General features: G+C 69.2%; 26 protein-coding genes. 14 read left to right on the top strand and 12 right to left on the bottom strand.

Features of this window, described 5'->3' with window-relative positions; genetic code table 11:
- The first annotated feature begins 264 nt into the window (after positions 1-264).
- Positions 265-1,197 (top strand): DUF222 domain-containing protein, encoded by a 933-nt coding sequence (locus AB0N89_RS38395; protein ID WP_364215742.1) that lies wholly within the window; start codon positions 265-267, stop codon positions 1,195-1,197.
- A gap of 54 nt (positions 1,198-1,251) precedes the next feature.
- Complete coding sequence (locus AB0N89_RS38390; protein WP_364215748.1) at positions 1,252-1,521, top strand: HNH endonuclease signature motif containing protein; 270 nt, start codon at positions 1,252-1,254, stop codon at positions 1,519-1,521.
- Between the two features lie 73 nt (positions 1,522-1,594).
- On the opposite strand, the gene AB0N89_RS38385 is transcribed toward AB0N89_RS38390, so the two are convergent.
- From AB0N89_RS38385 to AB0N89_RS38375, 3 genes are all read right to left on the bottom strand, one after another.
- On the bottom strand, positions 1,595-1,804 hold the full coding sequence (locus AB0N89_RS38385) for a hypothetical protein (RefSeq protein ID WP_364215739.1): 210 nt from the start codon (positions 1,802-1,804) through the stop codon (positions 1,595-1,597).
- 267 nt (positions 1,805-2,071) lie between these two features.
- Positions 2,072-3,277, bottom strand: a complete 1,206-nt coding sequence (locus tag AB0N89_RS38380; protein WP_364215736.1) for a TRAM domain-containing protein — start codon at positions 3,275-3,277, stop codon at positions 2,072-2,074.
- The gene (locus AB0N89_RS38375) at positions 3,274-5,301 is read right to left on the bottom strand and encodes an APC family permease (RefSeq protein ID WP_364215733.1); all 2,028 of its coding nucleotides are present in this window, start codon (positions 5,299-5,301) and stop codon (positions 3,274-3,276) included. Before AB0N89_RS38375 ends, AB0N89_RS38380 begins: the two co-directional genes overlap by 4 nt.
- 97 nt (positions 5,302-5,398) lie before the next feature.
- Between AB0N89_RS38375 and AB0N89_RS38370 the strand changes: the two genes are divergently transcribed.
- Positions 5,399-6,064, top strand: a complete 666-nt coding sequence (locus tag AB0N89_RS38370) for a TrkA family potassium uptake protein (RefSeq protein ID WP_364215730.1) — start codon at positions 5,399-5,401, stop codon at positions 6,062-6,064.
- Complete coding sequence (locus AB0N89_RS38365; protein WP_007033567.1) at positions 6,064-6,720, top strand: TrkA family potassium uptake protein; 657 nt, start codon at positions 6,064-6,066, stop codon at positions 6,718-6,720. The genes AB0N89_RS38370 and AB0N89_RS38365 overlap by 1 nt, the downstream gene beginning before the upstream one ends.
- A gap of 70 nt (positions 6,721-6,790) precedes the next feature.
- Here AB0N89_RS38365 and AB0N89_RS38360 read toward each other — a convergent pair whose 3' ends face one another.
- Both AB0N89_RS38360 and AB0N89_RS38355 read right to left on the bottom strand, forming a co-directional pair.
- On the bottom strand, positions 6,791-7,534 hold the full coding sequence (locus AB0N89_RS38360) for a DUF3159 domain-containing protein (protein ID WP_364215727.1): 744 nt from the start codon (positions 7,532-7,534) through the stop codon (positions 6,791-6,793).
- A 9-nt stretch (positions 7,535-7,543) separates the two neighbouring features.
- Positions 7,544-7,924, bottom strand: coding sequence for an OB-fold nucleic acid binding domain-containing protein (locus AB0N89_RS38355; RefSeq protein ID WP_020637383.1), 381 nt, complete (start codon positions 7,922-7,924; stop codon positions 7,544-7,546).
- Between the two features lie 102 nt (positions 7,925-8,026).
- On the opposite strand from AB0N89_RS38355, the gene AB0N89_RS38350 reads away from it, so the two are divergent.
- Positions 8,027-8,740 (top strand): alpha/beta hydrolase, encoded by a 714-nt coding sequence (locus AB0N89_RS38350; RefSeq protein WP_364215724.1) that lies wholly within the window; start codon positions 8,027-8,029, stop codon positions 8,738-8,740.
- Positions 8,741-8,935: 195 nt separating this feature from the next.
- On the opposite strand, the gene AB0N89_RS38345 is transcribed toward AB0N89_RS38350, so the two are convergent.
- On the bottom strand, positions 8,936-9,604 hold the full coding sequence (locus tag AB0N89_RS38345) for a DUF3710 domain-containing protein (protein ID WP_364215721.1): 669 nt from the start codon (positions 9,602-9,604) through the stop codon (positions 8,936-8,938).
- On the bottom strand, positions 9,604-10,086 hold the full coding sequence (gene dut, locus AB0N89_RS38340; RefSeq protein ID WP_364215719.1) for a dUTP diphosphatase: 483 nt from the start codon (positions 10,084-10,086) through the stop codon (positions 9,604-9,606). The genes AB0N89_RS38345 and dut overlap by 1 nt, the downstream gene beginning before the upstream one ends.
- A 24-nt stretch (positions 10,087-10,110) precedes the next feature.
- Here dut and AB0N89_RS38335 point away from each other — a divergent pair, with 24 nt between their 5' ends.
- Entirely contained in the window at positions 10,111-10,611 is a 501-nt protein-coding gene (locus AB0N89_RS38335) for a DUF3093 domain-containing protein (RefSeq protein ID WP_364215716.1), read from the top strand.
- 101 nt (positions 10,612-10,712) lie between these two features.
- Here AB0N89_RS38335 and AB0N89_RS38330 read toward each other — a convergent pair whose 3' ends face one another.
- On the bottom strand, positions 10,713-11,021 hold the full coding sequence (locus AB0N89_RS38330) for a DUF4193 domain-containing protein (RefSeq protein ID WP_005164528.1): 309 nt from the start codon (positions 11,019-11,021) through the stop codon (positions 10,713-10,715).
- 474 nt (positions 11,022-11,495) lie between these two features.
- Here AB0N89_RS38330 and cei point away from each other — a divergent pair, with 474 nt between their 5' ends.
- Positions 11,496-12,179 (top strand): envelope integrity protein Cei, encoded by a 684-nt coding sequence (cei, locus tag AB0N89_RS38325; RefSeq protein ID WP_364215713.1) that lies wholly within the window; start codon positions 11,496-11,498, stop codon positions 12,177-12,179.
- Positions 12,180-12,186: 7 nt separating this feature from the next.
- Here cei and AB0N89_RS38320 read toward each other — a convergent pair whose 3' ends face one another.
- Entirely contained in the window at positions 12,187-13,005 is an 819-nt protein-coding gene (locus AB0N89_RS38320) for an inositol monophosphatase family protein (protein WP_364215710.1), read from the bottom strand.
- A 67-nt stretch (positions 13,006-13,072) separates the two neighbouring features.
- Between AB0N89_RS38320 and ppgK the strand changes: the two genes are divergently transcribed.
- The 3 genes from ppgK (at position 13,073) to AB0N89_RS38305 (ending at position 16,092) form a co-directional block, all read left to right on the top strand.
- The gene (ppgK, locus tag AB0N89_RS38315; protein ID WP_364215745.1) at positions 13,073-13,834 is read left to right on the top strand and encodes a polyphosphate--glucose phosphotransferase; all 762 of its coding nucleotides are present in this window, start codon (positions 13,073-13,075) and stop codon (positions 13,832-13,834) included.
- Between the two features lie 246 nt (positions 13,835-14,080).
- Positions 14,081-15,481 carry an RNA polymerase sigma factor gene (locus AB0N89_RS38310; RefSeq protein WP_364215708.1) on the top strand — a complete coding sequence of 467 codons (1,401 nt, stop codon included), beginning with the start codon at positions 14,081-14,083 and terminating at the stop codon, positions 15,479-15,481.
- A 92-nt stretch (positions 15,482-15,573) separates the two neighbouring features.
- On the top strand, positions 15,574-16,092 hold the full coding sequence (locus AB0N89_RS38305; protein WP_364215705.1) for a pyridoxamine 5'-phosphate oxidase family protein: 519 nt from the start codon (positions 15,574-15,576) through the stop codon (positions 16,090-16,092).
- 92 nt (positions 16,093-16,184) lie between these two features.
- Here the strand turns inward: AB0N89_RS38305 and AB0N89_RS38300 are convergent, their stop codons facing one another.
- The gene (locus AB0N89_RS38300) at positions 16,185-17,384 is read right to left on the bottom strand and encodes a hypothetical protein (protein WP_364215702.1); all 1,200 of its coding nucleotides are present in this window, start codon (positions 17,382-17,384) and stop codon (positions 16,185-16,187) included.
- Between the two features lie 130 nt (positions 17,385-17,514).
- Between AB0N89_RS38300 and AB0N89_RS38295 the strand changes: the two genes are divergently transcribed.
- On the top strand, positions 17,515-18,309 hold the full coding sequence (locus AB0N89_RS38295; RefSeq protein ID WP_364215699.1) for a class I SAM-dependent methyltransferase: 795 nt from the start codon (positions 17,515-17,517) through the stop codon (positions 18,307-18,309).
- Positions 18,306-19,508, top strand: coding sequence for a hypothetical protein (locus tag AB0N89_RS38290; RefSeq protein WP_364215696.1), 1,203 nt, complete (start codon positions 18,306-18,308; stop codon positions 19,506-19,508). Before AB0N89_RS38295 ends, AB0N89_RS38290 begins: the two co-directional genes overlap by 4 nt.
- Here the strand turns inward: AB0N89_RS38290 and AB0N89_RS38285 are convergent.
- Positions 19,500-19,709 carry a hypothetical protein gene (locus AB0N89_RS38285; protein WP_364215693.1) on the bottom strand — a complete coding sequence of 70 codons (210 nt, stop codon included), beginning with the start codon at positions 19,707-19,709 and terminating at the stop codon, positions 19,500-19,502. The genes AB0N89_RS38290 and AB0N89_RS38285 overlap by 9 nt on opposite strands.
- The gene (locus AB0N89_RS38280; protein WP_364215690.1) at positions 19,706-20,293 is read right to left on the bottom strand and encodes a hypothetical protein; all 588 of its coding nucleotides are present in this window, start codon (positions 20,291-20,293) and stop codon (positions 19,706-19,708) included. Before AB0N89_RS38280 ends, AB0N89_RS38285 begins: the two co-directional genes overlap by 4 nt.
- A 110-nt stretch (positions 20,294-20,403) precedes the next feature.
- On the opposite strand from AB0N89_RS38280, the gene AB0N89_RS38275 reads away from it, so the two are divergent.
- Together AB0N89_RS38275 and AB0N89_RS38270 are read left to right on the top strand one after the other, a co-directional pair.
- Positions 20,404-21,603 (top strand): histidine kinase, encoded by a 1,200-nt coding sequence (locus AB0N89_RS38275; protein WP_364215687.1) that lies wholly within the window; start codon positions 20,404-20,406, stop codon positions 21,601-21,603.
- The gene (locus AB0N89_RS38270) at positions 21,600-22,262 is read left to right on the top strand and encodes a response regulator transcription factor (protein ID WP_005164501.1); all 663 of its coding nucleotides are present in this window, start codon (positions 21,600-21,602) and stop codon (positions 22,260-22,262) included. Before AB0N89_RS38275 ends, AB0N89_RS38270 begins: the two co-directional genes overlap by 4 nt.
- The last annotated feature ends 128 nt before the right edge of the window (positions 22,263-22,390 follow it).

Below are 22,390 nucleotides of genomic sequence, written 5' to 3'. Positions count from 1 at the left end.
ACTATGTCGATGTGCTCGTCTACGGCCTGCTCCGCTCAGAGCATCATCCCGAAACTCCATGAGCACTCCTCCCAACCCGTCCAGAGTGAGGTTGGCAAAAGGCTCCTTGATTTACCCTCAGGAGTACCCGAATCGCCACTCACACCCCTTGCTCAGCGTCACCGCGCCCGTCGCGCAATTCACCCGTTGGCGATGAATTGCACTTGTTGTATTGTCGCTTAAAATTACGAACAATTATTCTGGCAATTTCGGTAATATGGAGACGTGCCCGAGACGACCATTCCCGAACTGCCGCAGGAGCTGTGGCGCGCCGGCAAGCTGGAGCTTGCCCATGGCGTGACGCACCTGCTGGAGGTGATCCGGGTGGCCTCGGCAGGGTTGGGGAAGTACCTGGCGGAGGTCGAGTCGCGGGGCGCGGAAGACTTGTTCGGCTACGGGAGCGCGTCACGATGGTTCGCCGACGTGGCCCGGATTTCAAGGGGTGACGCGCAGGACGTGGTGAACCGGGCGCTGGCGCTCAACCCTGTTCCGGAGGTCGGCGGGCAGGCGACGGTGTTCGCACCCGCGACGGCCGCCGCGGCCGAGGACGGCGCGCTCGGGGACCAACATATCGACGCGATCCTCGACATTCTCCGGAAGATCCCGGACGAAGTGCCCACCGAAGAGCGCGACGGCGCGGAGAAGATCCTCGCCGACCTCGCCCGCGCAGCCGGGCCGAAAGAGATCACCAAGGCCGGTAACGACCTTCTCGCGCACCTCGACCCCGACGGCGACGAACCGAAAGACCCGAAACCCGGTCCGCCGCGCCGGGAGGTGTTCGTCGAGCGCCGCAAAGACGGTTTCTGGAAGCTGTCCGGGCTCCTCGATCCCGAGACCGGAGCGCGGACCGCGGCCGCGTTGGACGCGTACGGGGCGCGGCGGCCGGTCGACGACTTCGGCCAGGCCGACCATCGCACCATGCCCCAGCGAAGAGGCGACGCCTGGGCCGAACTGCTCGACCTCGCCATCGCCTGCCCCCGACCAACCCGGCACCTCCGGCTACCGGACCCTCGTGCACGTCACCGTCGGCCTGGACGAGCTGAAAACCGGGGTCGGGAAAGCCTGCCTGGACTTCGTCGGCCAGATCACCGCCCGCGAGGCACGCCTCGCCGCCTGCGACTGCCTGATGATCCCAGTGGTGCTCAGCGCCGCCGGTGAACCCCTCGACGTCGGGCGGATGAGACGGTTCGTCACCCCGGCCAACGCCGGGCGCTGAACATCCGTGACGGAGGCTGCGCCTTCCCCGGCTGTCATCGGGTACCCAAGCACTGTCACGCCCACCACATCCGCCACTGGGCAGAGGGCGGACCGACAGATCTTCGGAACCTGGTCCTGCTCTGCGGCTTCCATCATCGGCTCGTCCATCACGACGACTGGCAAGTCCGCATGGCGCCCGACGGAATACCGGAATTCATCCCGCCCCAATACTTGGACCCACTACGACATCCCCGGCGCAACATCCTCCACCGCGCCGCCACCTGACCCGCACAGCCCGAAGAGCCCACCACCGCACCGGCGACGGGCGCTTCGGGCTGCGTGCGTCGTCCCAAGACCATCAGCGGGAAACAACAGCAGGAGTGCCCCGGTTCCCGGAGAGCTGGTTCAGCGCCCAGGCCTGTCCGAACTCGGCCAGCGCGGGCCCTGACCAGTAGTCAGGAATACTGACGCCCTTCCACAGCTGCATCTTCGGCCCCGCCAGGGTTCCGTGACTGACCTGAACATGGATGGCGCCCTCGACCCAGGTGAAGACGAAGTGGGCGTACATGAACATCCACGCTTGCCTTCCCAGGAGATCCCGGGTGAGCAGGGGCCCCTCGGATGCGTAAGGCGCCGTGTAGATGACTTGCTTCCGGTCGTTCCGATAGGTGATCTCCTGCGCTGTCACACCGGGTGGAAGCATTGAAGGGAGCACTGGATCAGGATTTCCCCGCCGTCATGAGATTTCGTTTATCGAAACTCAAGCTAGCGAGCACTCCGGCACCCGGACAAGGCGAACGAAGCCAATCCATTCCGACGGTCTACAAATACACCATTATTGCAACAAGGCAACACATTCGACGTGGTGCGTCATCGGGAAAGCGTCGAAAGCGCGCAAATCCACCAATCCGTAGCCGTGCTCCTTGAACAGCGCGATGTCCCTGGCCAGCGCGGCCGGGTCGCAGGCAACATAGACGATCCGGTCCGGCGAGCCCTCCACAATGGACTCGACGACGGCCTTTCCGGCGCCCTTCCGCGGCGGGTCGAGGACGACGACGTCGACGGGTTTCGGGGCGTCGGCCAGCAGGTGCTCGACGCGGCCGGAGCGCCAGCGGACCTGCGGGAGGTCGGCCAGGTTCTCCTCGCCGTCGGTCACGGCGCGGCGGCCGGACTCGATGGCCAGGACACGTCCCCGTGGGCCGACCTGCGAAGCGAGTACCGAAGCGAAGAGGCCGACACCGGCGTAGAGGTCCCACGCCACGCCGTCACGCGGCGCCTCGGCCCATTCCGCGACGACGGCGGCGAGCGCGTCCGCGGCGGCCGGGTGGACCTGCCAGAAGCCGTGGGCGTCGAGCCGCCAGTCACGGCCGGCGGCGTGCTGGACGGCGAGGCCGCCCGTCAGCTGCCGTGACCGGGTCTTCCCGTGGACCGTCGAAAGGTCGCGAAGGTGCACCTGGCCTTCGCCGTCCTTGGTGACCTCGATTTCGCTGCCGGGCCGCCAGTTGCGCGACACGACGTCGTCCAACGCGCCGGGGACGGCGATCGGGCAGTCGTCGATCGGGATCACGCGGTGGCTGTGGTGCGCCCGGAAACCCGCGCGGCCGTCCTTGCCAGCGACGAGCCGGACCCGGCTGCGCCAGTCCAGCGGGCCACCGTCGAGCGCCTCGACGACGACCTCGCGGTCGATCCCGGCCAGCCGCTTCAGCTGCTCCATGACCACCGCGGCCTTGAGCTCACGCTGATACCCCGGGGTGGCGTGCTGCCAGTCGCAGCCGCCGCACTCCCCCGGCGCCGCGAAGGGGCACGGCGGCTCCACCCGTTCCGGTGACGCTTCCAGGACCTCGATCGCGTCGGCGCGGCAGAACGAGCCGCCCTTGTCCTCGGTGACCGAGGCCAGGACCCGCTCACCGGGCAGCGCGTGCCGGACGAAGACGACCCGGCCCTCCGCCCGCGCGACGCAGTGCCCGCCGTGCGCCACCGCGCCGACCACCAGCTCGATCGTCCGTCCGAGCCAGGTGCCGGTCGACGCGTCCACACTCATTCTGCCTTGTCCTTCGTTTTCTCGGGTTGCTTGACGACCGGGGAGAACCCGCGCCGGACGTCGCCCGCCGCCGGACGCGCCTTCCGGTCGCGTTTGATCGCCTTTTCCGACGATTCGAGCTGCCACGGCACGCTGGTCACCATGACGCCGGGCTGGAACAGGAGCCGTCCCTTGAGCCGCAGCGCGCTCTGGTTGTGCAGGACCTGTTCCCACCAGTGCCCGACGACGTACTCGGGGATGAACACGGTCACCACGTTGCGCGGGTTGTCGCCGCGGACGCGCTTCACGTAGTCCAGCACGGGTTTCGTGATCTCGCGGTACGGCGATTCGATGACCTTCAGCGGCACCTTGAAATTGTGGTCGTCCCATTCCTGGACGAGCTTGCGCGTCTCGATGTCGTCCACGTTCACCGTGACGGCTTCGAGGACGTCCGGCCGCACGGCCTTGGCGTAGGAAAGCGCACGCAGGGTCGGCAGGTGCAGTTTCGAGATCAGCACGATCGCGTGGTTGCGCGAAGGCAATACGGCCGGTTTCCGGTCCATCTCGCGCAATTCCTCGGCGACCCGGTCGTAGTGCTTGCGGATCGCGGTCATCAGCGCGTAGATGGCCACCATCGCCGCGATGGCGATCCAGGCGCCGAGCAGGAACTTCGTGACCAGCACGATGACCAGCACGGTGCCGGTCATGGTGAGACCGATCGCGTTGACCGTCTGCGAACGCCGCATCCGCCGCCGCACCGTCGGGTCGGTTTCGCGGGACAGCAGCCGGTTCCAGTGCCGGATCATGCCCGCCTGGCTCACCGTGAACGAGACGAACACGCCCACGATGTAGAGCTGGATCAGCTTGGTGACCTCGGCGTCGAACGCGATGATCAGCACGAGCGCGAAAGCCGCGAGGAACAGGATGCCGTTCGAGAACGCCAGCCTGTCGCCGCGGGTGTGCAACTGGCGCGGCAGATACCGATCCTGCGCGAGGATCGAGCCGAGCACCGGGAAACCGTTGAACGCGGTGTTCGCGGCCAGCAGCAGGATGATCCCGGTGACGAACGAGATGTAGTAGAAGCCCGGGGTGAAGTCGGCGAACACCGCGTGCGCGATCTGCGCGACGATCGTCTTCTGCTCGTAGCCCGCGGGCGCGCCGGAGAGCTGGGTCTCCGGGTGCTCGGCGAACTTGACCTCGGTGATGATCGCCAGCGTGATGATGCCGACCAGCATCGTGACCGCGAGCACGCCCATCATCAGCAGCGTGGTCGCCGCGTTCTTCGACTTCGGCTTCCGGAACGCCGGGACGCCGTTGCTGATGGCCTCGACCCCGGTCAGCGCGGCGGCGCCGGAGGAGAACGTCCTCAGCAACAGGAAGAAGAACGCGAAACCGGTCAGGGACGCTTCTTCGTGCAGTCCGAAATCGGCGCTCTCGGCGCGCATGTCGGCGCCGGAAGCGGCCTCGATCAGGCCCCAGACGACCATGCCGAGAATGCCGATGATGAATCCGTAGGTCGGGATCGCGAACGCTTTGCCCGATTCGCGCACTCCGCGCAGATTCAGCGCGGTCAGCACGACCACGATGATGACCGCGGCGATCACCTTGTGCTGCGCCACCCACGGAATGGCGGAACCGATGTTCGCGACACCGGACGACGTCGAAACCGCCACGGTGAGCACGTAATCGACCAGCAGCGCGCTCGCCACGGTGAGACCGAATTTGCCGCCGAGGTTGGTGTTGGCGACTTCGTAGTCACCGCCGCCGCTGGGATAGGCGTGCACGTTCTGCCGATAGGACGCGACCACGACCAGCATGACGAGCGCGACGGCGACGCCGATCCACGGCGCGAACGCGTACGCGGACAGGCCCGCGACGCTGAGGGTCAGAAAGATTTCCTCAGGCGCGTAGGCGACGCTCGACAACGCGTCGGACGCGAAAATCGGCAGCGCGATGCGCTTCGGCAGCAGCGTATGCGAGAGGCGGTCACTCCGGAATGGACGTCCGAGGACGAGCCGCTTCAATACGGTCGGGAACTTCGACACCGCAGAAGAGTAACGGGCGACCCCCACGGTAGGTTCGGCGCTGGTATGTCTGGGTACCTGCGGACGGGTGAACGTCCGACGACGAAGGAGGCAGGGCGTGCACGTGGTGATCATGGGATGCGGCCGGGTAGGCGCATCCCTTGCCGCGGCGCTGGAGCGACTGGGGCACGAAGTCGCCATCATCGACAAGACCCAGCAGGCGTTCCGGCGGCTCGGCAGTGATTTCCACGGTCAGCAGGTGGTCGGCGTCGGCTTCGACCGCCAGGTGCTGATCGAGGCCGGGATCGAACGCGCGGGGGCTTTCGCGGCGGTGTCCAGCGGCGACAACTCCAACATCATCTCGGCTCGCGTGGCCAGGGAGAACTTCGGCGTCGACAAGGTCGTCGCCCGGATCTACGACCACAAGCGCGCGGCGGTCTACGAACGGCTCGGCATCCCGACCGTGGCGACCGTGCCGTGGACGACCGACCGGTTCCTGCGCACCCTGCTGCCCGACGGCGTCGCCTCGGAGTGGCGGGACCCCTCCGGCAGCGTGGCGCTCCTGCAGCTCCCCCTGCATGAGGGCTGGGTCGGGCGCAGCGTGCGCGAACTGCAGGAGACCGCCGGTGCGCGGGTCGCGTTCATCATGCGGTTCGGCACCGCCGTCCTGCCCGACACCAAGGCCGTGATCCAGGCGGACGACGTCGTGTACGTCGCCGCGAAATCAGGCACCGTCAGCGACGTGACCAGCGTCGCCGCTCGCGAACCGGAAGAGGAGAACTGATGCGGGTCGCGATTGCCGGGGCCGGCGCGGTCGGCCGGTCGATCGCCGCGGAGCTGATCGACGGGCGTCACCAGGTGATGCTCATCGAACGCGAGGCCGACCAGTTCGAACCGCACACCGTCGAGCAGGCGGACTGGGTGCTGGGCGACGCGTGCGAGGTGTCGATCCTGGAGGAGTCCGGGATCGAGCAGTGCGACGTCGTGATCGCCGCGACCGGCGACGACAAGGCGAACCTGGTGGTGTCGCTGCTGGCGAAGACCGAGTTCGCGGTGCGCCGGGTGGTGGCGCGGGTGAACAACCCGGCCAACGAATGGCTGTTCAACGACGCCTGGGGCGTCGACGTCGCCGTGTCGACCCCGCGGATGCTCGCGGCGATGGTCGAGGAGGCGGTGAGCGTCGGCGATCTGGTGCGGCTGATGACGTTCCGGCAGAGCCAGGCGAACCTCGTCGAACTCACCCTCCCGGAGGAGACCCCGCTGGCGGGCAAGGCGGTCAGCGAGATCAACCTGCCGAGGGACGCGGCGCTGGTGACGATCCTGCGCGGCGACCGGGTGATCGTGCCGCAGCCCGAGGATCCGCTGGAGCCGGGCGACGAGCTGCTGTTCGTGGCGACGTCGGACGTGGAGCCGGAGATCCGCACCGCGCTGGGGTACTGAGGCCGAGATGTCAGGAAAGGGTCGTTCAGGACGCAAAACGTCCTGAACGACCCTTTCCTGACACTTGAGGCTAGTTCTCCGTGACGGGCGCCTGCGCGTACTTCTCCCGCAGGCGGGCCTCGACCTCGGCGTCGGTCTCCTCGGCGGGCGCTTCCTCCGCGAGAGCCTTGAGGTGCTTGTCCGACCGCCGCACCGCCCAGACGACGGCGAGCAGGCCGAGCGCGTACAGCGGGTAGCCCATCGCGATCTTCGCGAAGGCCAGCCAGCCGGTGTAGTCCTCGTCGTACAGCCAGCGCTGCACGACGAACCGGGCGCCGAAGATCAGCGCCATGGCGCCGGTCGCGATCGAGTAGGAGATCAGCGACTTCTTGTCCTTGCGCCAGGCGTGGCCGCTGCCGTTGAGCGCGTTCCACACCACGCCGGCGAGCGGCCAGCGCACGATGATCGACAGCACGAAGACGCCGCAATAGACCAGGCTCGTCCAGATGCCGAACAGGAAGAAGCCCTTGGCCGAACCGGTGCGGTACGCGATGAACGCCGCGATCGCCACGCCGAAGAACCCGGAGATCGCGGGCTGCAGCGGCTCCTTGCGCACGATCCGCAGCACGGTGATCGCCACCGCGCTGCCGACCGCGGCCCAGATGCCGACCGTCAGGCCGAAGATCGCGTTCGCGATGACGAACACGATGACCGGCAGCGAGGAATAGAACAGTCCCGACAGCCCGCCCATCTGTTCCAGCAGGGTGGGCTGCGGCTTGTTGTCGTCGTCCGGTTCCCCGGTCTTCTTCTGCTCGCCGCCGGCGGATTCAGTCACGATGCGGGATCAACTCACAGGGCTCTGAAGTTCGTAATAGGGGTTGTAAAGCACCTTCTGACCATCACGTTCGGCCATCCGGCCGCGCACCTTGATGGTTCGCCCGGGTTCGATCCCGGGGATCCGGCGGCGTCCGAGCCAGATTAGCGTCACACCCTGTGTGCCGTCGAACAGCTCGGCCTGCAGGGTCGCCGCCTCGTTGGTCGGGCAGAGCTCCACGCTGCGGAGTCTGCCGAGCACTGTCACCTCTTCGCCCGACCGGCAGTCGCAGGCGCGCTGCGCGCCGCCGGCCTCGGATTTTTCGGACAGATCGTCGGCGTCGAGATCCTCGACGTCGCTGGTCAGCTTGCGAACCAACCGGCTGAAGTAGCCGCCGTCTTTGGCGGGCATAACGGTGCTCCTGTGCTCCGGGGCCCCCGACTGAACGGCCCGTGCGTGATCCAGCGTAACTGTGTCCGGACCAGGACAACCTGTTTGGGAGAAGATCGCAACGTGACCTCCGCTATTCCGCCTACGACGGCGGTAGTACTCCCCGGCACCGGGTCCGACGAAGTGTTCGTGCGCGGCGTGTTCTCCGGTCCGCTGCGGGCGCTCGGCGTCCGGTTGCTCGCCCCGCCGCCGCCCCCGGGAGACCGGCTCGCCGACGGCTATCTCGCGGAGCTGGACAGGCTGTCCGGCGAGCACGGTCCGCTGCTCGTCGGCGGCATCTCGTTCGGCGCGCACCTCTCGGCGGAGTGGGCGGTCCGCAATCCGGGCCGCTGCACCGGCCTGCTGGCCGCGCTCCCGGCCTGGAACGGCCCGGCCGGGCGAGCACCCGCGTCGCTCGCCGCGCGGCTGTCAGCGGATCTGGTGGCCGAGAACGGGGTCGACGGCGCACTGGCGAAATCGTCGGACGGCGTCCCGGAGTGGCTCGCCGCGGAACTCGGCCGCGCGTGGCGACGGCACGGTGACGGTCTGGCGGCGGGCCTGCGGACGGCCGCGTCCCATCCCGCGCCGTCTCTCGATGACCTCGAGGGCCTCGACGTACCCGCCGGGATCGGCACGTGCGTGGACGACCCGATCCACCCGGCGGACGTCGCCCGCGCGTGGGCGGAGGCCCTGCCGCGCGCCGAGGTCGGCGAGTCGACGCTCACCGCCCTCGGCGCGGACCGGGAGTCCCTGGGCCGGGCGACCGTGCTGGCCTGGCTGAGGGCACGGAACCGCTAACCCGGCGTCGGCAGGGCGACCGGTGGCGCACGGTCTCCCCAAGGGCGCCCCGCGCCCGACGGAGACTTCACCGTCGCGCGCCCTCTTTCGGGCCGAAGGCCCACGAAAACGGGATGAAGGGGCGCCTCCGTACCCAACGTGAGTTGTGTACGGAACGACGCCCCTTCGGCGCGCTTTTCGTCAGCGCGCGACAGACTAGCCCTGCTGCTCGGCGATGTGCTGCGCGACGGCGTCGGGCAGCGTGATGGTCAGCGGGGTGCGGACCGGCATCGGCGCGTCACCGCGGTCGACGATGGTGTGCCGCACGATGTCCCGCAGCACCGCGGGCGCCTGCGACGCCTGCGACTGCGGCCCGGCGATGACGCCGCGGAGCATCCAGCGCGGGCCGTCGACCCCGACGAACCGCAAGGCGACGTCGCCGACGATCGCGGACAGCTCCAGCCCCCACTCCCCCATGCCGACCGAGACCTTGGCGCCGTCGGCCCGCAGCTGCTCGGTGAGCTCGGTGCTGACGTCCTTCCACAGGCCGCCGGACCGGGGCGCCGCGTAGCCGCTGACGGTGATCTGGCCCTGTTCGGTCACGACGTGCACCGCGCGGACGCCGCCGCTCTCCGGGTCCATCTCGACCTGGACCTGGGAACCGTCGGGCACCGGCACCTTCACCGAACCGAGGTCGATCCTCGGGATGCCGTCCTCGGGCGCGTCGGCGAGGTCGAACGGGCCGTCGGAGGTCTCCGACAGCTGCGACTCGATGTCCTCGCCGGTGTCGTCGACGTCGTCGCTGCCGCCGTCAGGACGCTCCACGACCTCGGGCGCGGCGTGCCGACCGCTCGGCTTCGCGCGCTTGCGTCCGAAAATCCCCACTAGTTCTCCGTTCCTTCCCTGGCTCCGGCTCCCAGTGTGGCGTGTCCGCCCGTGGAGCCATACCCGCCATCGCCGCGCTCGGAGGCCCCGAGCTCGGCGACCTCGACGAACTCGGCCTGTTCGACCCGTTGCACGACCAGTTGCGCGATCCGGTCGCCGCGGGTGAGCACGACCTTCTCGGAGAGATCATGGTTGATCAGGCAGACGCGGATCTCACCGCGGTACCCGGAGTCGATCGTGCCCGGGGTGTTGACGACCGAAAGGCCGACGCGGGCCGCGAGACCCGACCGCGGATGGACGAAACCCGCGTAGCCGGGCGGCAGGGCGATCGCGACGCCCGTCCCGACCACGCCGCGTTCGCCGGGCGCGAGCACGAGATCCGAAGTGGTGACGAGGTCGGCGCCCGCGTCACCGGGGCGCGCGTAGGCGGGGAGGGGGACCGAAGGATCGATCCGGGAAAGCAGTACCTGAACGGTGGACACGGGCGGCGAGACTACCCTGAACACGTGGGTGAAAGCGTGAACACGGCCGAAGGCAGCGCCGTCGAGCATTCAGAGCGGCTCTACGTCCCGTGGTGGGGCTGGCCGCTGCCGCTGCTGGGCGGCGGGTTGCTGGCGGCGGAGATCGACATGGGCTATCCCGGGCTCCGCGGCTGGCTGCCGTACGTGGTGCTGATCCCCGCGGTGATCGCGCTGATGATCTCGCTCGGCCGGTCGAAGGTGAAGGTGACCGGCGGCGCCGAACCGGAGCTGTGGCTGCGCGACGCGCACCTGCCGCTGAAGTTCGTCGGCGACGTCGAGGTCATCGACAAGGACGCGAAGCGCAAGGCGCTCGGCCGGGACGCCGATCCGGCCGCGTTCGTGCTGCACCGGGGCTGGGTCGGCCCGGTCGTGCGGGTCTGGCTCACCGACCCCGGCGACTCGACGCCGTACTGGCTGTTCAGCACCCGGCATCCGGAGAAGGTGGCGGCGCTGCTGCGCCGGCCCGCTTCGAAGTCTTCGCAGTAGCGCTCCCCGGGCATGGGAAAGGGGGCCGGCCACCTGGCCGGCCCCCTTATTCCTGTTCAGTCCCCGAAACCCCTGTCGCGCCGTCCCCTGTGCCCGTAGGCTCAGGCGCAGTCGCGGCAGATGAGCCGTCCGCCACTCTCCTCCGCCAGCCTGCTGCGGTGATGCACCAGGAAGCAGACGGAGCAGGTGAACTCGTCGGCCTGCTTGGGCACGACCTTCACGGTCAGGTCCTCCCCGGAAAGTCCGGAGAGGTCCGCGCCCGGCAGTTCGAAGTTCTCGGCGGTCGCGTCCTCGTCGACGTCCACGACGCCGGACTGATTTTCGTTGCGCCGTGCCTTCAGCTCTTCCAACGAGTCTTCGGCCAGCTCGTCGGCTTCGCTGCGGCGCGGAGCGTCGTAGTCGGTCGCCATTAGTCCCTCACCCCTGCGATGCTTCGATGTCAGATGGCCCGGACCCATGAGCGCGCGGCTCGTGAGTCCTTCGTGCCGCTGGTTAACGTCCCAGCGCCCCTGTTTGTGCCCGGCTGGGCAGTGAGCGAGGTCTCTCTTTTGCGCCTCTTACTGCCGCCTGAGCCCGCGAAGGGTAGCTCACCTCGATACCGGCTCTGCAACGAGTCAGACATTGCCGCGATTACGTCACCCAACAGGGGGAACCGGGAGCGGAAGGGGATGAAGCCGTTGTCAAGACGCCTGTCGTCCGAATGGGTTGCCCCCGCGTCGGGTACCTCACCCCATGGGCCCGGCCGCTTGCCCGGAGTGCCCATCGCGTGGTGCTATCCGGAGGCCCGCGCCGATCACCTCCGCCGCCAACGCCTAGGCTGATCGGACACGATGGTGAGATGAAGCACCGTCCGGGGATCCGGGCTTTGGGGAAGGGACTGGCAGGTGGCGTCGGGGAACGGCATCGGGGACCGCGGGGCGAGGCCGTATCGCAAGCACAAGCCGCTGCCCGCACTCATCGTCATCGGGGTGCTGGCGCTCGGCGCCGTGATCGTCTGGGTGAACGTCGTGGCGAGCAACGCCGACATCGACGCCAAGATCCGCTGCACGCCTCCGCCCATCGCCCAGGAGGGCGTCACCTACACGCCGCTGGCGCACGACGGTCTCGACGACCGCGCGCCGGTGCCGCCCGACAAGGTCGCCGTCCAGGTGCTCAACGGCTCCCAGGTCCGCGGCCAGGGCGGCATCGCCACCAACACGCTCCGGGAACTGGGCTTCACCCAGATCCTCGAACCCGCCAGCGACCCGGCCTACAAGAACGCCGAAGCCAAGTGCCGCGGCCAGATCCGCTTCGGCGAGAACGGCGTGGCCGCCGCTCGGACGCTGAGCCTGGTGATCCCGTGCGCCGAGCTGGTGAAGGACAACCGCAAGGACGCTTCGGTCACGCTCACCACCGGCACCCTGCTCGGCGACATCCGCCCGAAGGCGGAGGCCCGCAAGGTCCTCGACCAGCTCACGCAGTGGTCGAAGGCGCAGCAGGGCAGCGGCGGCGGCGAGCAGTCCGCGGGCGGCGGTGCCCCGGTCATCGACCAGGCGCTGCTGAAGGCCGCCCGCGAAGCGCCCTGCTGACCTTCCCTCAGATCGTGCCGACGCCCGAGTCGATCAGCGCCTGACGCAGCGGTGTCGCGATCGACGGCGCCACCGCGAACGTCGCGTCCGGCCCCAGCTCGGCGTCCTCCCCCGGCCTCGACACCGAGGCGCCCGCTTCGGCGGCTATGAGCGCCCCAGCGGCCCAGTCCCAGCGTCCGAGGCCGTGTTCGACGTAGGCGTCCAGCCAACCCGCCGCGACGGCGCACAGGTCCAGTGAGGCCGCCCCGTTGCGCCGGACGTCCCGCACCCGCGTCGCCAGCTCGGCGACGAACCGCGCCTGCTTCGTCCGCCGTTCGACCTTGTAGGCGAAGCCGGTGCCGACGAGCGTCAGGTCGAGCCGGTCCGGGGCGTTGACCGACAGCGGCCGCCCGTCCAGGAACGCGCCCTGCCCGCGCGCGGCGGTCCAGCGGCGACCGCTGACCGGTTCGACGACGGCGCCCGCCACCGACACGCCGTCGACCTGAGCGGCCACCGACACGGCGAACCACGGCAGCCCGTAGAGGAAGTTCACCGTCCCGTCGATCGGGTCGACCACCCAGGTCACCCCGTCTCCGGCGGTCCCGCCGCCCTCCTCGCCCAGCACGGCGTCGTCCGGGCGCAGTTCGGCGAGCCGGGCGCGCACCAGCCGTTCCGACTCGTGGTCCACCGCGGTCACCACGTCGGTGTCGGCGGATTTGGTGTCCACCCGCACCTCCCGGCCCGCGTTCATCCCGGTCCAGGCCTCGTGGACCAGTTCGGCGGCCTCGCCCGCGACACGCTCGGCGACACTCTTCAGCAACGTCTCGTCAACTCCCACGTCCGCCATGTCACCACATCCGGTTAAAGTCTCCGAGGCAGGCTTCTGAATCGTGCGAGAAGGGACCACGTCCGTGGTGGAGGCGACCCGAGGTTTCGGTATCGACATCGGCGGCAGCGGGATCAAGGGCGCGCTGGTGGACTTGGCGCAAGGGCAGCTGATCGGCGACCGGATCCGCATCGACACGCCGAAGCCGTCCACGCCCGAGGCGGTGGCGGACGTGGTCGCGGAGATCACCGGCCAGGCGGGCTGGGACGGCCCGGTGGGCGTCACCCTGCCCGCGGTGGTGAAGAAGGGCGTCGCGCACACCGCGGCCAACATCGACCGCAAGTGGATCGGCACCGACGCCGACGCCCTGTTCGCCAAGCGGCTCGGCCGCGGCGTGGACCAGGTCGCGATGCTCAACGACGCGGACGCCGCCGGGATGGCCGAGATCCGCTGGGGCGATCCGGTCGCGCGGCGCGGCGTGACGGCGCTGCTGACCTTCGGCACCGGCATCGGCAGCGCGGTCTTCCAGGACGGCAAGCTCGTACCCAACACGGAGTTCGGCCACATCGAGGTCGACGGCTTCGACGCGGAGAAGAAGGCCGCGGCGTCGGTGAAGGACAACGAGGACCTCTCGTATCCCGAATGGGCGGAACGGGTGAACAGGTATCTCTCCGTGCTGGAAAACCTGATCTGGCCGGATCTGTTCATCGTCGGCGGCGGGGTCAGCAAGAAGTCGCACAAGTGGGTCCCGCTGCTGAAGATCCGCACGCCGGTCATCGTCGCGTCCCTGCAGAACAACGCGGGCATCGTCGGCGCGGCGGCCGCCGCCGCGGAGGGCATCGAGCACTGACGCGACCATGCTGACACCCGCGCCGCGGATGTCACTTCGGCGGGTCGGACGGCGTGTCGCGCCCGCCGGTTGGTGGGTTGCGCCGCGACGCTGTCACGTATCGTCGTTACAATGGAACACGGCCCACGGCGGCGGCACCCACGAGACAGAGGGAAACCGCAGGCCGAGGGGTGTTCCCCGAAGTTTGAGGCAGCCGAGACCATCACGCCTCGGCTCGTCATGATCGACCGCTGCGAAAGGGCGTAAGTGGCAGCCGCAAGAACCGCAACCCGAAGCGGGACGAAGACAGCGACCGCAGCCGGCGAGCCGGCCGACGAGGCAGCCACCGACGCGGCGAAGCCCGCGGCGCGCAAGACCGCCGCCAAGGCGGCTGGCGCGAAGAAGGCCCCGGCGAAGAAGGCTCCGGCCAAGAAACCCACCACCAAGGGCGCCAAGACCGAAGACGGCGATCCGGAAGACGGTCCCGGCGAGCTCGACGAAGCCGACCTCGAAACCCCGGATCTGTCCGATCTCGAAGAGGTCGAGGTCGACGTCGTCGACGCTTCCGTCACCGAGGAGACGGAAGAGGACGCGGAGTCCGAGGAGGACGTCGAAGAGACGCCCGCCCGCGGACGCCGCACGTCGACCGACAAGAACGCCGGCAAGTCCTCCGACAACCCGGACTTCGTCTGGGACGAGGAGGAGTCCGAGGCGCTGCGCCAGGCCCGCAAGGACGCCGAGCTCACCGCTTCGGCCGACTCGGTCCGCGCGTACCTCAAGCAGATCGGCAAGGTCGCCCTGCTGAACGCCGAGGAGGAGGTGGAGCTCGCCAAGCGCATCGAGGCCGGGCTCTACGCCGCCGAGCGCGTCCGCAACGCCGAGGAGGAGGGCGAGAAGCTCGTCACCCAGATGCGGCGCGACCTCAAGTGGATCGTGCGCGACGGTGAGCGGGCGAAGAACCACCTCCTGGAGGCGAACCTCCGGCTCGTGGTCTCGCTGGCCAAGCGCTACACCGGCCGTGGCATGGCGTTCCTGGACCTGATCCAGGAGGGCAACCTCGGTCTGATCCGCGCGGTCGAGAAGTTCGACTACACCAAGGGCTACAAGTTCTCCACGTACGCCACCTGGTGGATCCGGCAGGCGATCACCCGCGCGATGGCCGACCAGGCCCGCACCATCCGTATCCCGGTGCACATGGTCGAGGTCATCAACAAGCTCGGCCGTATACAGCGCGAACTGCTGCAGGACCTCGGTCGCGAGCCCACTCCCGAAGAGCTCGCGAAGGAAATGGACATCTCCCCGGAGAAGGTCCTCGAGATCCAGCAGTACGCCCGCGAGCCGATCTCGCTCGACCAGACCATCGGCGACGAAGGCGACTCGCAGCTCGGTGACTTCATCGAGGACTCCGAGGCCGTCGTCGCGGTCGACGCGGTGTCGTTCACGCTGCTGCAGGACCAGCTCCAGTCGGTGCTGCAGACCCTGTCCGAACGTGAGGCGGGTGTGGTGCGGCTGCGGTTCGGCCTCACCGACGGACAGCCGCGCACGCTCGACGAGATCGGCCAGGTGTACGGGGTGACCCGTGAACGCATCCGGCAGATCGAGTCGAAGACGATGTCGAAGCTGCGTCACCCGTCGCGTTCGCAGGTCCTGCGCGACTACCTGGACTGATCCCAGGCTCACGGAAGACCCCGTCACCGTTTCGGTGGCGGGGTTTTTCGCGTCCGGTGTCGATTCCCGGCCCGCCCGTTCGACGCGTGGGTATGACGAAACCTCACGCGACCAAGAACCTCGACCGCTACGGCTCCGCGGAACTGCCGTGGAGCCGCCCGCGCGACATCCTCGCCGAGGACACCCCCACCGCCGACCTGACCTTCTTCGTGACGACCGTCCGGCCCGACGGGCGTCCGCATTCGGCGGGTGTCGGAGCGGTCTGGGTGGACGACGCCCTGTACTTCAAGGGCGGTCCCGGCACCCGCCGCTCCCGCAACCTGGCCGTGAACCCGGCGTGCTCCGTTTCGGTGCGCCTGCGGGGTATCGACCTCACGCTGGAAGGCGAGGCGCACCGGGTCACCGACGCCGCGACGCTGGAGACCGTGGCCGCGGTCTACCGGACCGGCGGCTGGCCCGCTTCGGTGGAGGGCGACGCGCTCACGGCTCCTTTCAGCGCGCCCAGCGCGGGCCCGGCGCCCTGGCACCTGTACCGCCTCACCCTGCGCCGCGCCATCGGCGTCGCGGGCGCCGAACCGCACGGCGCCACCCGCTGGGACTTCGCCCCCTGAACCCCACCGTTCCGTGAAGGACTCCTTGAGGGACTCTGGGTCCCTCAAGGAGTCCTTCACGGAACGACAGCATTTAGAGGACGAAACGCGTTTCAGGGGCGGCCGGTCAGGGTCGTCCACGGGACGTGGACGGTCACCCGTTCCCGGAGCTGCTCGTTCATCAGCCACAGCTCCCCCGTCGCCGGCCAGTACGACAGGTTCTGCGAGTTCACCGGCGCCTTGCCGCTCAGCCGCGACGTCGAAGTGCCGCCGACCCCGCCGTGCAGGCAGGACGGATGGTCGCCCGCCACCCCGGCGTACTCCGGGCACACGCCGGTCATCACGAAGTATCCGTTGCGCGCCACCGCTCCCTGCATGCCCCACACCGGCGACACGAACCCTTCCTTCGCGTGCACGGTGCCGTCGGCCGACACCTTGGGCAGGCCGGTCGCGCGGTCGAACGGCCAGCGCAGCACCCGGCTTCCCGCCGCGTTCGGGATGTGCTCGGAGGTCACGATCGAGCCGTCACCGTGGTCGAAGGACATCGTCGAGAGACACGGCCGCGGCCCGGGAGCGTTGGTGCACGCACCGCCGCCGGGATACCAGTACGCGCCGATCTGCGGCATCGCGTAGTCGTAGAACGCCGCGTGGTACTTGCCGTCCGGGCCCTTCCCGACGACGCCCGAACTGTCGTCGACCTTCCAGAAACGCGTCGTGTCGAAGACCCGCACCACTCCCCCGGTGGTCGCGACGAACAGCCGGTTCCCGATCCAGGTCATACCGTGCCCGTGTCCCTGCACGACGGCGAAGTTGTCGTCCGACGTCGGTTCGACGAGCAGCACGTGCCGGTAACCCAGCCCGGTCGCGTCCACAAAGGACAGACGGACCATGGTGTCGCCGGGGGTGTGCCAGGACGTCGCCACGACCCGCTTGCCGCCGACCTTCCCGGTCGCCGCGTCGGCGTCGCCGGATCCGGTCAGTCCTTGCGGGATCCAGTCGTTGGTCTTGTCGTCGTTGGCGTCTTCCCAGCAGAAGCCCGCCGGTTTCAGCGCCGCCGCGAGATACGTGCCATGGCACAGCGGCCGCGCCTTCCGGTTCGCCGACGACAGGATCTCCGGCAGGCCGCGTGCCGGGAGTTGCTTTTCCAGGGCGGCGATCCGCGCGCCGTAGGTGTCGAACGTCGTCCCGGACGTCCAGCGGAAGCCGTCGACCGTGGCAGCGTCCATCCGGGGGAAGGCGGCCGCGGCGGAGGCGACCCCGGGGATGAGCGTGAACACCAGCAGGAGCGAAGCGAGCAGTCCCAGCCTCTTCATGCCCGCGAGCCTCCCCGCCGCGCGCATACTTTCGATACAAACCACCTCAGGACACCGAAAGTCCTCGCTCAGCCGGAATTCCCCCGGAACAGCACCGGAGAACCCGTGAATCCGGGCTATATTCGCGACTGTGCTGACCGAGAGCTACCGCTACCCGGACACCGGCGACCACGTCACCGGGATGTTCATCCGACGGCACGAGCCCTACGACGGCTACTGGTCGGCCAGCGAGGACCGCGCCCTCGGGAAGGTCGCCGGACAGCTCGCCGCGTCCCTCGGCCGGCGCGAAGAGGTCAAGGCGCTCGACGCCGGGTGCGGGGAAGGCCGGCTGCTCCCCTGGCTCGCCCGGTTCTCGGCCGACGTCACCGCCGCGGACCCCGACCCGGACCGCTTGGCGAAGGCCCGTGAGACCGTCGTCGAGGGCACCGGGTTCTCCTTCGCCGTCTCGCCGATCACCGAACTCGACGGCGGCCCGTACGACCTCGTGCTGTGCAGTCACGTCGTCCAGCACGTGCCGACGCCGGACGTCGCGCCGATCCTGCGGCGGCTGGCCGAGGTCACCGCGCCCGGCGGCACTCTGGTGCTGGCCTACAGCCGGTCGCCGATCGGGCGGGGCGCGTTCAGCCTCGACAGCGTCGAAGCCGACGGCGAGGTCCGCTCGCGGCGCGTGTCCCGCGAAGAGTTCGACACAGCACTGCGTGACGAGGCGGGCCCGGCGCTCCCGGTGCGCTACCTCGACCCGGCGGAGGTCGCCGCCGAAGCGGCCGAAGCGGGCTGGCGCACCGACTGGGAGTGGACCTACCACGTCCTCGACGATCTCGGTCCCGCCGACGAGCACATCGACCGCGACGAACTGGTCAACGCCTCCGGCCCGCTGCGCCGTCACCTCGGCCGGGACCTGATCACCCTGCTGCGCCGCGCATGAGCGCGGTCCTCCTCACCTTCGCCTGGGCGGTCCCGCTGTCCGAACGGGAGGCGGAGAAGGTGCTGGACGGCGGCCGGGACCGCGGGCTGCTGGCCCACCTCGACGGGAAACTCGGCGAGGAGTGGACGGCCGCGGAGAACTTCCTGGCCAGCTACACGACCCCGCCACGACGCCGGGTGCTGCGCAAACGCACCGGCGGCTCCCGGCTGTCGATCCGGATCGGCGAGGTCAGCCTGCCGTGTGAACTCGTCGTCACCTGGCATCCGGCCTATCACGCGATGACGCTGGTCCTCGCCACCACGATCACCGGTCAGGCGGCGGACGGCCCCGCCGCCGAGTTCGATCTCGCCATCGCCGTCCTGCAGAGCCTGCAAGGCCGCGAGACGGCGAACGGGTCGGACGGGCTGCACGGCGGCTACGGCGAGAAGTCCTTTCCCTCACTGCTCAAGGCCGTCACCCACATCTTCGAGGACCTCACCAGGGGCTGCGGCCTGACCGAAGGGCTCGGCCGCAAGGGCTGGTGCGTCGAACTGCGCTCCCACGACGGGCATCCGCCCGCCCAGCGGGTCGCCGCCGATCCCCGGCCGTTCTACGGGATGGCGACCAGCGACGAGGGCTGGCGGTTCGTGCCCCGCGAGGTCGCCAGGGAGGCGCTCGGGCCGTCGTGGGGCACGCGGTCGTTCGTCGCCGCCTACACGATGGCGGGCGGGATCGTCTGCCTCAACAGCAAGGATTCCGATTACGTCGCACAGCAGGACGAGCTGATGCGCGGCCCGTTCGGCGCCGCCGAGCCGTACTTCGGCATCGACACCGACATCGGCGGGCTCGACCACGGGATGCTCTTCATCCTCGAACGGGTCCTGATCCGGATGGCGCTGGCCGACCAGTGGCTGGCGTCGATGAAGCAGGCCGGGAGCCGCACCCGGCTGCTGCGGGGCTCGCTCGACGACATCCTCGAAATGCTGCATTCGGTGCTCCCGCCCGAGATCGACTCGCTGGAGCGGCGGCTGGTCACCAGCATGGGCGTGGAGCGGATCATCGCCCAGCTCGACCGCCAGGCCGAGGCGATGGACGAGGAGACCAGGTATTCCTACGAGAACACGGTGAGCTCGCGGGTCACGCGGCTCACCGTGGTGACCGTCGTGCTGACGGTCGTCACCATCGTCCTCGGGGTCCTCCAGGTGCTCGTCTCACTCTGACCGGCGGCGCTGCTTGCGGGAGCGTTCGGCGAACAGCAGCCCGACGCCCGCGGCCACCATCAGCGCGCTCGCCACGACGTGCATCCCCGGCGGGAGCACGTGGAGCTGGACGAACCAGCTCGGATTGGTGCTGCCCAGCAGCCGGTTGATCAGTCCGCCCCCGCCCTGTACCAGCAGGAGGATTCCCAGCAGTTCGATCATCGTCGAGCCCCTTCCTTGACCCGGTCGTCGTTCTTGGAGAACTCCTGCCAGAGCGGACCGGTGGCGAACCAGATGGCCGTCACGACCCCCATCCTCGGCAGCCAGTCCCACAGCGGCGCGACCTGATCGGTGTCGCCGACCATGAAGATCAGCAGGAGCAGCACACCCGAGGCGAGCCCGCAGGCCAGCACGCATTTGAACCAGTCACGCCATTCGGAGCGCAGCTTCGCCCGGCCGGTCGGCTTGGGCGGCGGTGGCGGCCCGCCCGCGAACCGGTGGGCGAAGCGCACGTCGGCCCACTTGATCATCGAGTGGCCGAACACCACGCTGAAGCCCAGGTACACCGCGGCGAGGCCGTGCACGAAGTTCGCCGTGGCGCCGTTGCGCAGGTCGATGACCGTCGCGACCAGCACGACCAGGTCGATCACCGGGGTCAGGAGCAGCAGGAACACACTGGTCCGCTTCAGCTTGAGCAGGTAGCGGGCCACGAGGCCGGCGACGATGGCGACCCAGAAGCCGATCTCCCCGCCGGCGACCACGGCCGCCATGGGGTTTTCCGCGATGAAGTCCCAGATCTTGTTCACGGGGTAAGCCTCGCGGAACACCCAGGTCCTCCGCGTCGGCGTACGGACCGAGATCACCGTCATCAGTTAGTAGGACCCCGCCGCGCGTCCGGGTGTGCTGGGATGGGGCGGTGCCCACGTTCGTCCCGCGCCTGAACCACCTCGCCGAATGGAAACAGGACCTCGTCATCGCCTTCGGCACGTGGGTCCTCGGCGTGCTGGTCTACGTGAGCGGGATGCAGATTTTGCTGGCGGGCCGCGACGACACGCCGCTGTGGATCCGGCTCACCGAACTGACCGTGATCTGCGCGCTGGAGATGCTGCGCCGCAAGATCCCGCTGGCGCTGATCTGCGCGCTCGCCGTGCTCGCCGTGGACATCACGCTCGGCCCGTCGCTGCCGATCCTCATCGTCTTCACCGACTTCCTCTACGCGACGACGCTCTACGGTTCACGGCGCACCAGCAGGCTGATGATCGCCGTCGCCGCGATCGGGACACTCGCGGTGGTCTGCCTGGCGCTCATCTTCGCCGATCAGTGGCGTATGGCGGTGCTGGCCGCGTTCGCCCTCCTGCCGTTCCTGGTCACCCCGGTGTGGTGGGCGGCCAACGTGCGCCAGCAGCGGGACATCGCCGACAGCGAGCGGGCGAACGCCGTGCAGCTGGCCACGATCGGCGAGCTGGACCGCAAGGCCGCCGTGGCGGGCGAACGCTCGAAGATGGCGCGGGATCTGCACGACGTCATCGCCGGGCATCTCTCGGCGATCGCGATCCAGTCCGAGGCCGCGCTGTCGATGGCGAGCGCCGACCCGAAACTGTCCAGGAAGGTCCTGGAATCGGTGCGGGAGAACAGTGTGAGCGCGCTGGACGAGATGCGCGCGATGATCGGGCTGCTGCGCGCGGATCCCTCCACAGGGGACACCGACTTCGAGACGACCGCGCCCGCCCGGCTCGCCGAACTGTCCAAACTGGTCGAATCGGCGCGGGCGAGCGGGCTGGAGGTCGAGGTCGGCTCCGTGCCGGACCTGTCCCCGCACCTGCCCGCCGCGGTCGACCTGACCGCGTACCGGATCGCGCAGGAGGCGCTGACCAACGCGGCCAAACACGCCGCGGGTGGCCGGGCCGTGCTCGACATCCGTGCGGACGGCGGCATACTCACCGTCGAAGTGCGCAACGATCTCCGTCCCGGCTCCGGCTCGGGGGACGACGGCGGGACCGGACTCGGCCTGCTGAACATGCGGGAACGCGCCGCCGCGGTGGGCGGCACCCTCGCCGCCGGGCCGACCGGCGGTGGCTGGCTGGTCCGCGCCGAACTGCCTCTGGAGGGGACTTGAGCGACGGGAACATCAAAGTGCTGGTCGCCGACGACCACGGCGCGATCCGCGCCGGGTTGATGATGATCCTCGGCAACGCCGAGGGCATCGAGGTGATCGGCGAGGCCGCGGACGGCGCCACCGCCGTCCGCCAGGCGAAGGCGCTGAAGCCGGATGTCGTGCTGATGGACGTCCGGATGCCCGGCGTCGACGGCATCGCGGCCACGCGGGAACTGACCGCGGAAGGTCTGTGCGAGGTCCTCGTGCTGACCACCTTCGACCTCGACGAGTACGTCCACGCCGCGCTGCGGGCCGGCGCGGCCGGGTTCCTGCTGAAATCGGTGGAAGCGTCGCGGCTGATCGAGGCGGTGAAACTGGTCGCGGCGGGCGAAGGGGTGCTCGCGCCGCAGGTCACGCGGAAGCTGATCGCCGCGTTCGCCGCCGGGACCCGCGAGCCCTCGCTCGTCCCCGACGGGCTCGACGAGCTGACCGACCGCGAGCGCGAAGTGCTGGCGTGCCTGGGCGGCGGCCTGTCCAACGCGCAGATCGGCACACGGCTGCACATCGGCGAGACCACGGTGAAGACGCACGTCTCGCGGGTGCTGACGAAGCTGGAGCTGCGGTCGCGGGTGCAGGCGGCGATCCTGGCTCAGGAGAACGGCGTCGTCCTGGAGGGCTGACGGGCCTCTTTCGCAACGCCACGGACACAAGAGAGACGCGGCGCCGGACCCAGCTCGGTACCAGGGCACGGAGGAAATCCTCATCGAGGTTCATGGCCTCACTATCACCCTGCGCACCCAGCCGAGCC

The organism is Amycolatopsis sp. NPDC089917 (genome assembly GCF_040684635.1).
Taxonomy (GTDB): Bacteria; Actinomycetota; Actinomycetes; order Mycobacteriales; family Pseudonocardiaceae; genus Amycolatopsis.
The sequence above is the reverse complement of the archived record's forward strand: the minus strand, read 5'-3'. Positions and strand labels throughout refer to the sequence as shown.

Excerpts from the sequence above, each read along its gene's own strand:
- AB0N89_RS38290 (WP_364215696.1), top strand. The coding sequence starts at position 18,306 with ATGAGCGCGGTCCTCCTCACCTTCGCCTGGGCGGTCCCGCTGTCCGAA.
- AB0N89_RS38330 (WP_005164528.1), bottom strand. The coding sequence starts at position 11,021 with ATGGCGACCGACTACGACGCTCCGCGCCGCAGCGAAGCCGACGAGCTG.
- AB0N89_RS38285 (WP_364215693.1), bottom strand. The coding sequence starts at position 19,709 with ATGATCGAACTGCTGGGAATCCTCCTGCTGGTACAGGGCGGGGGCGGA.
- AB0N89_RS38300 (WP_364215702.1), bottom strand. The coding sequence starts at position 17,384 with ATGAAGAGGCTGGGACTGCTCGCTTCGCTCCTGCTGGTGTTCACGCTC.
- AB0N89_RS38385 (WP_364215739.1), bottom strand. The coding sequence starts at position 1,804 with ATGTACGCCCACTTCGTCTTCACCTGGGTCGAGGGCGCCATCCATGTT.
- AB0N89_RS38305 (WP_364215705.1), top strand. The coding sequence starts at position 15,574 with ATGACGAAACCTCACGCGACCAAGAACCTCGACCGCTACGGCTCCGCG.
- AB0N89_RS38380 (WP_364215736.1), bottom strand. The coding sequence starts at position 3,277 with ATGAGTGTGGACGCGTCGACCGGCACCTGGCTCGGACGGACGATCGAG.
- AB0N89_RS38355 (WP_020637383.1), bottom strand. The coding sequence starts at position 7,924 with ATGCCCGCCAAAGACGGCGGCTACTTCAGCCGGTTGGTTCGCAAGCTG.
- AB0N89_RS38320 (WP_364215710.1), bottom strand. The coding sequence starts at position 13,005 with ATGGCGGACGTGGGAGTTGACGAGACGTTGCTGAAGAGTGTCGCCGAG.
- AB0N89_RS38365 (WP_007033567.1), top strand. The coding sequence starts at position 6,064 with ATGCGGGTCGCGATTGCCGGGGCCGGCGCGGTCGGCCGGTCGATCGCC.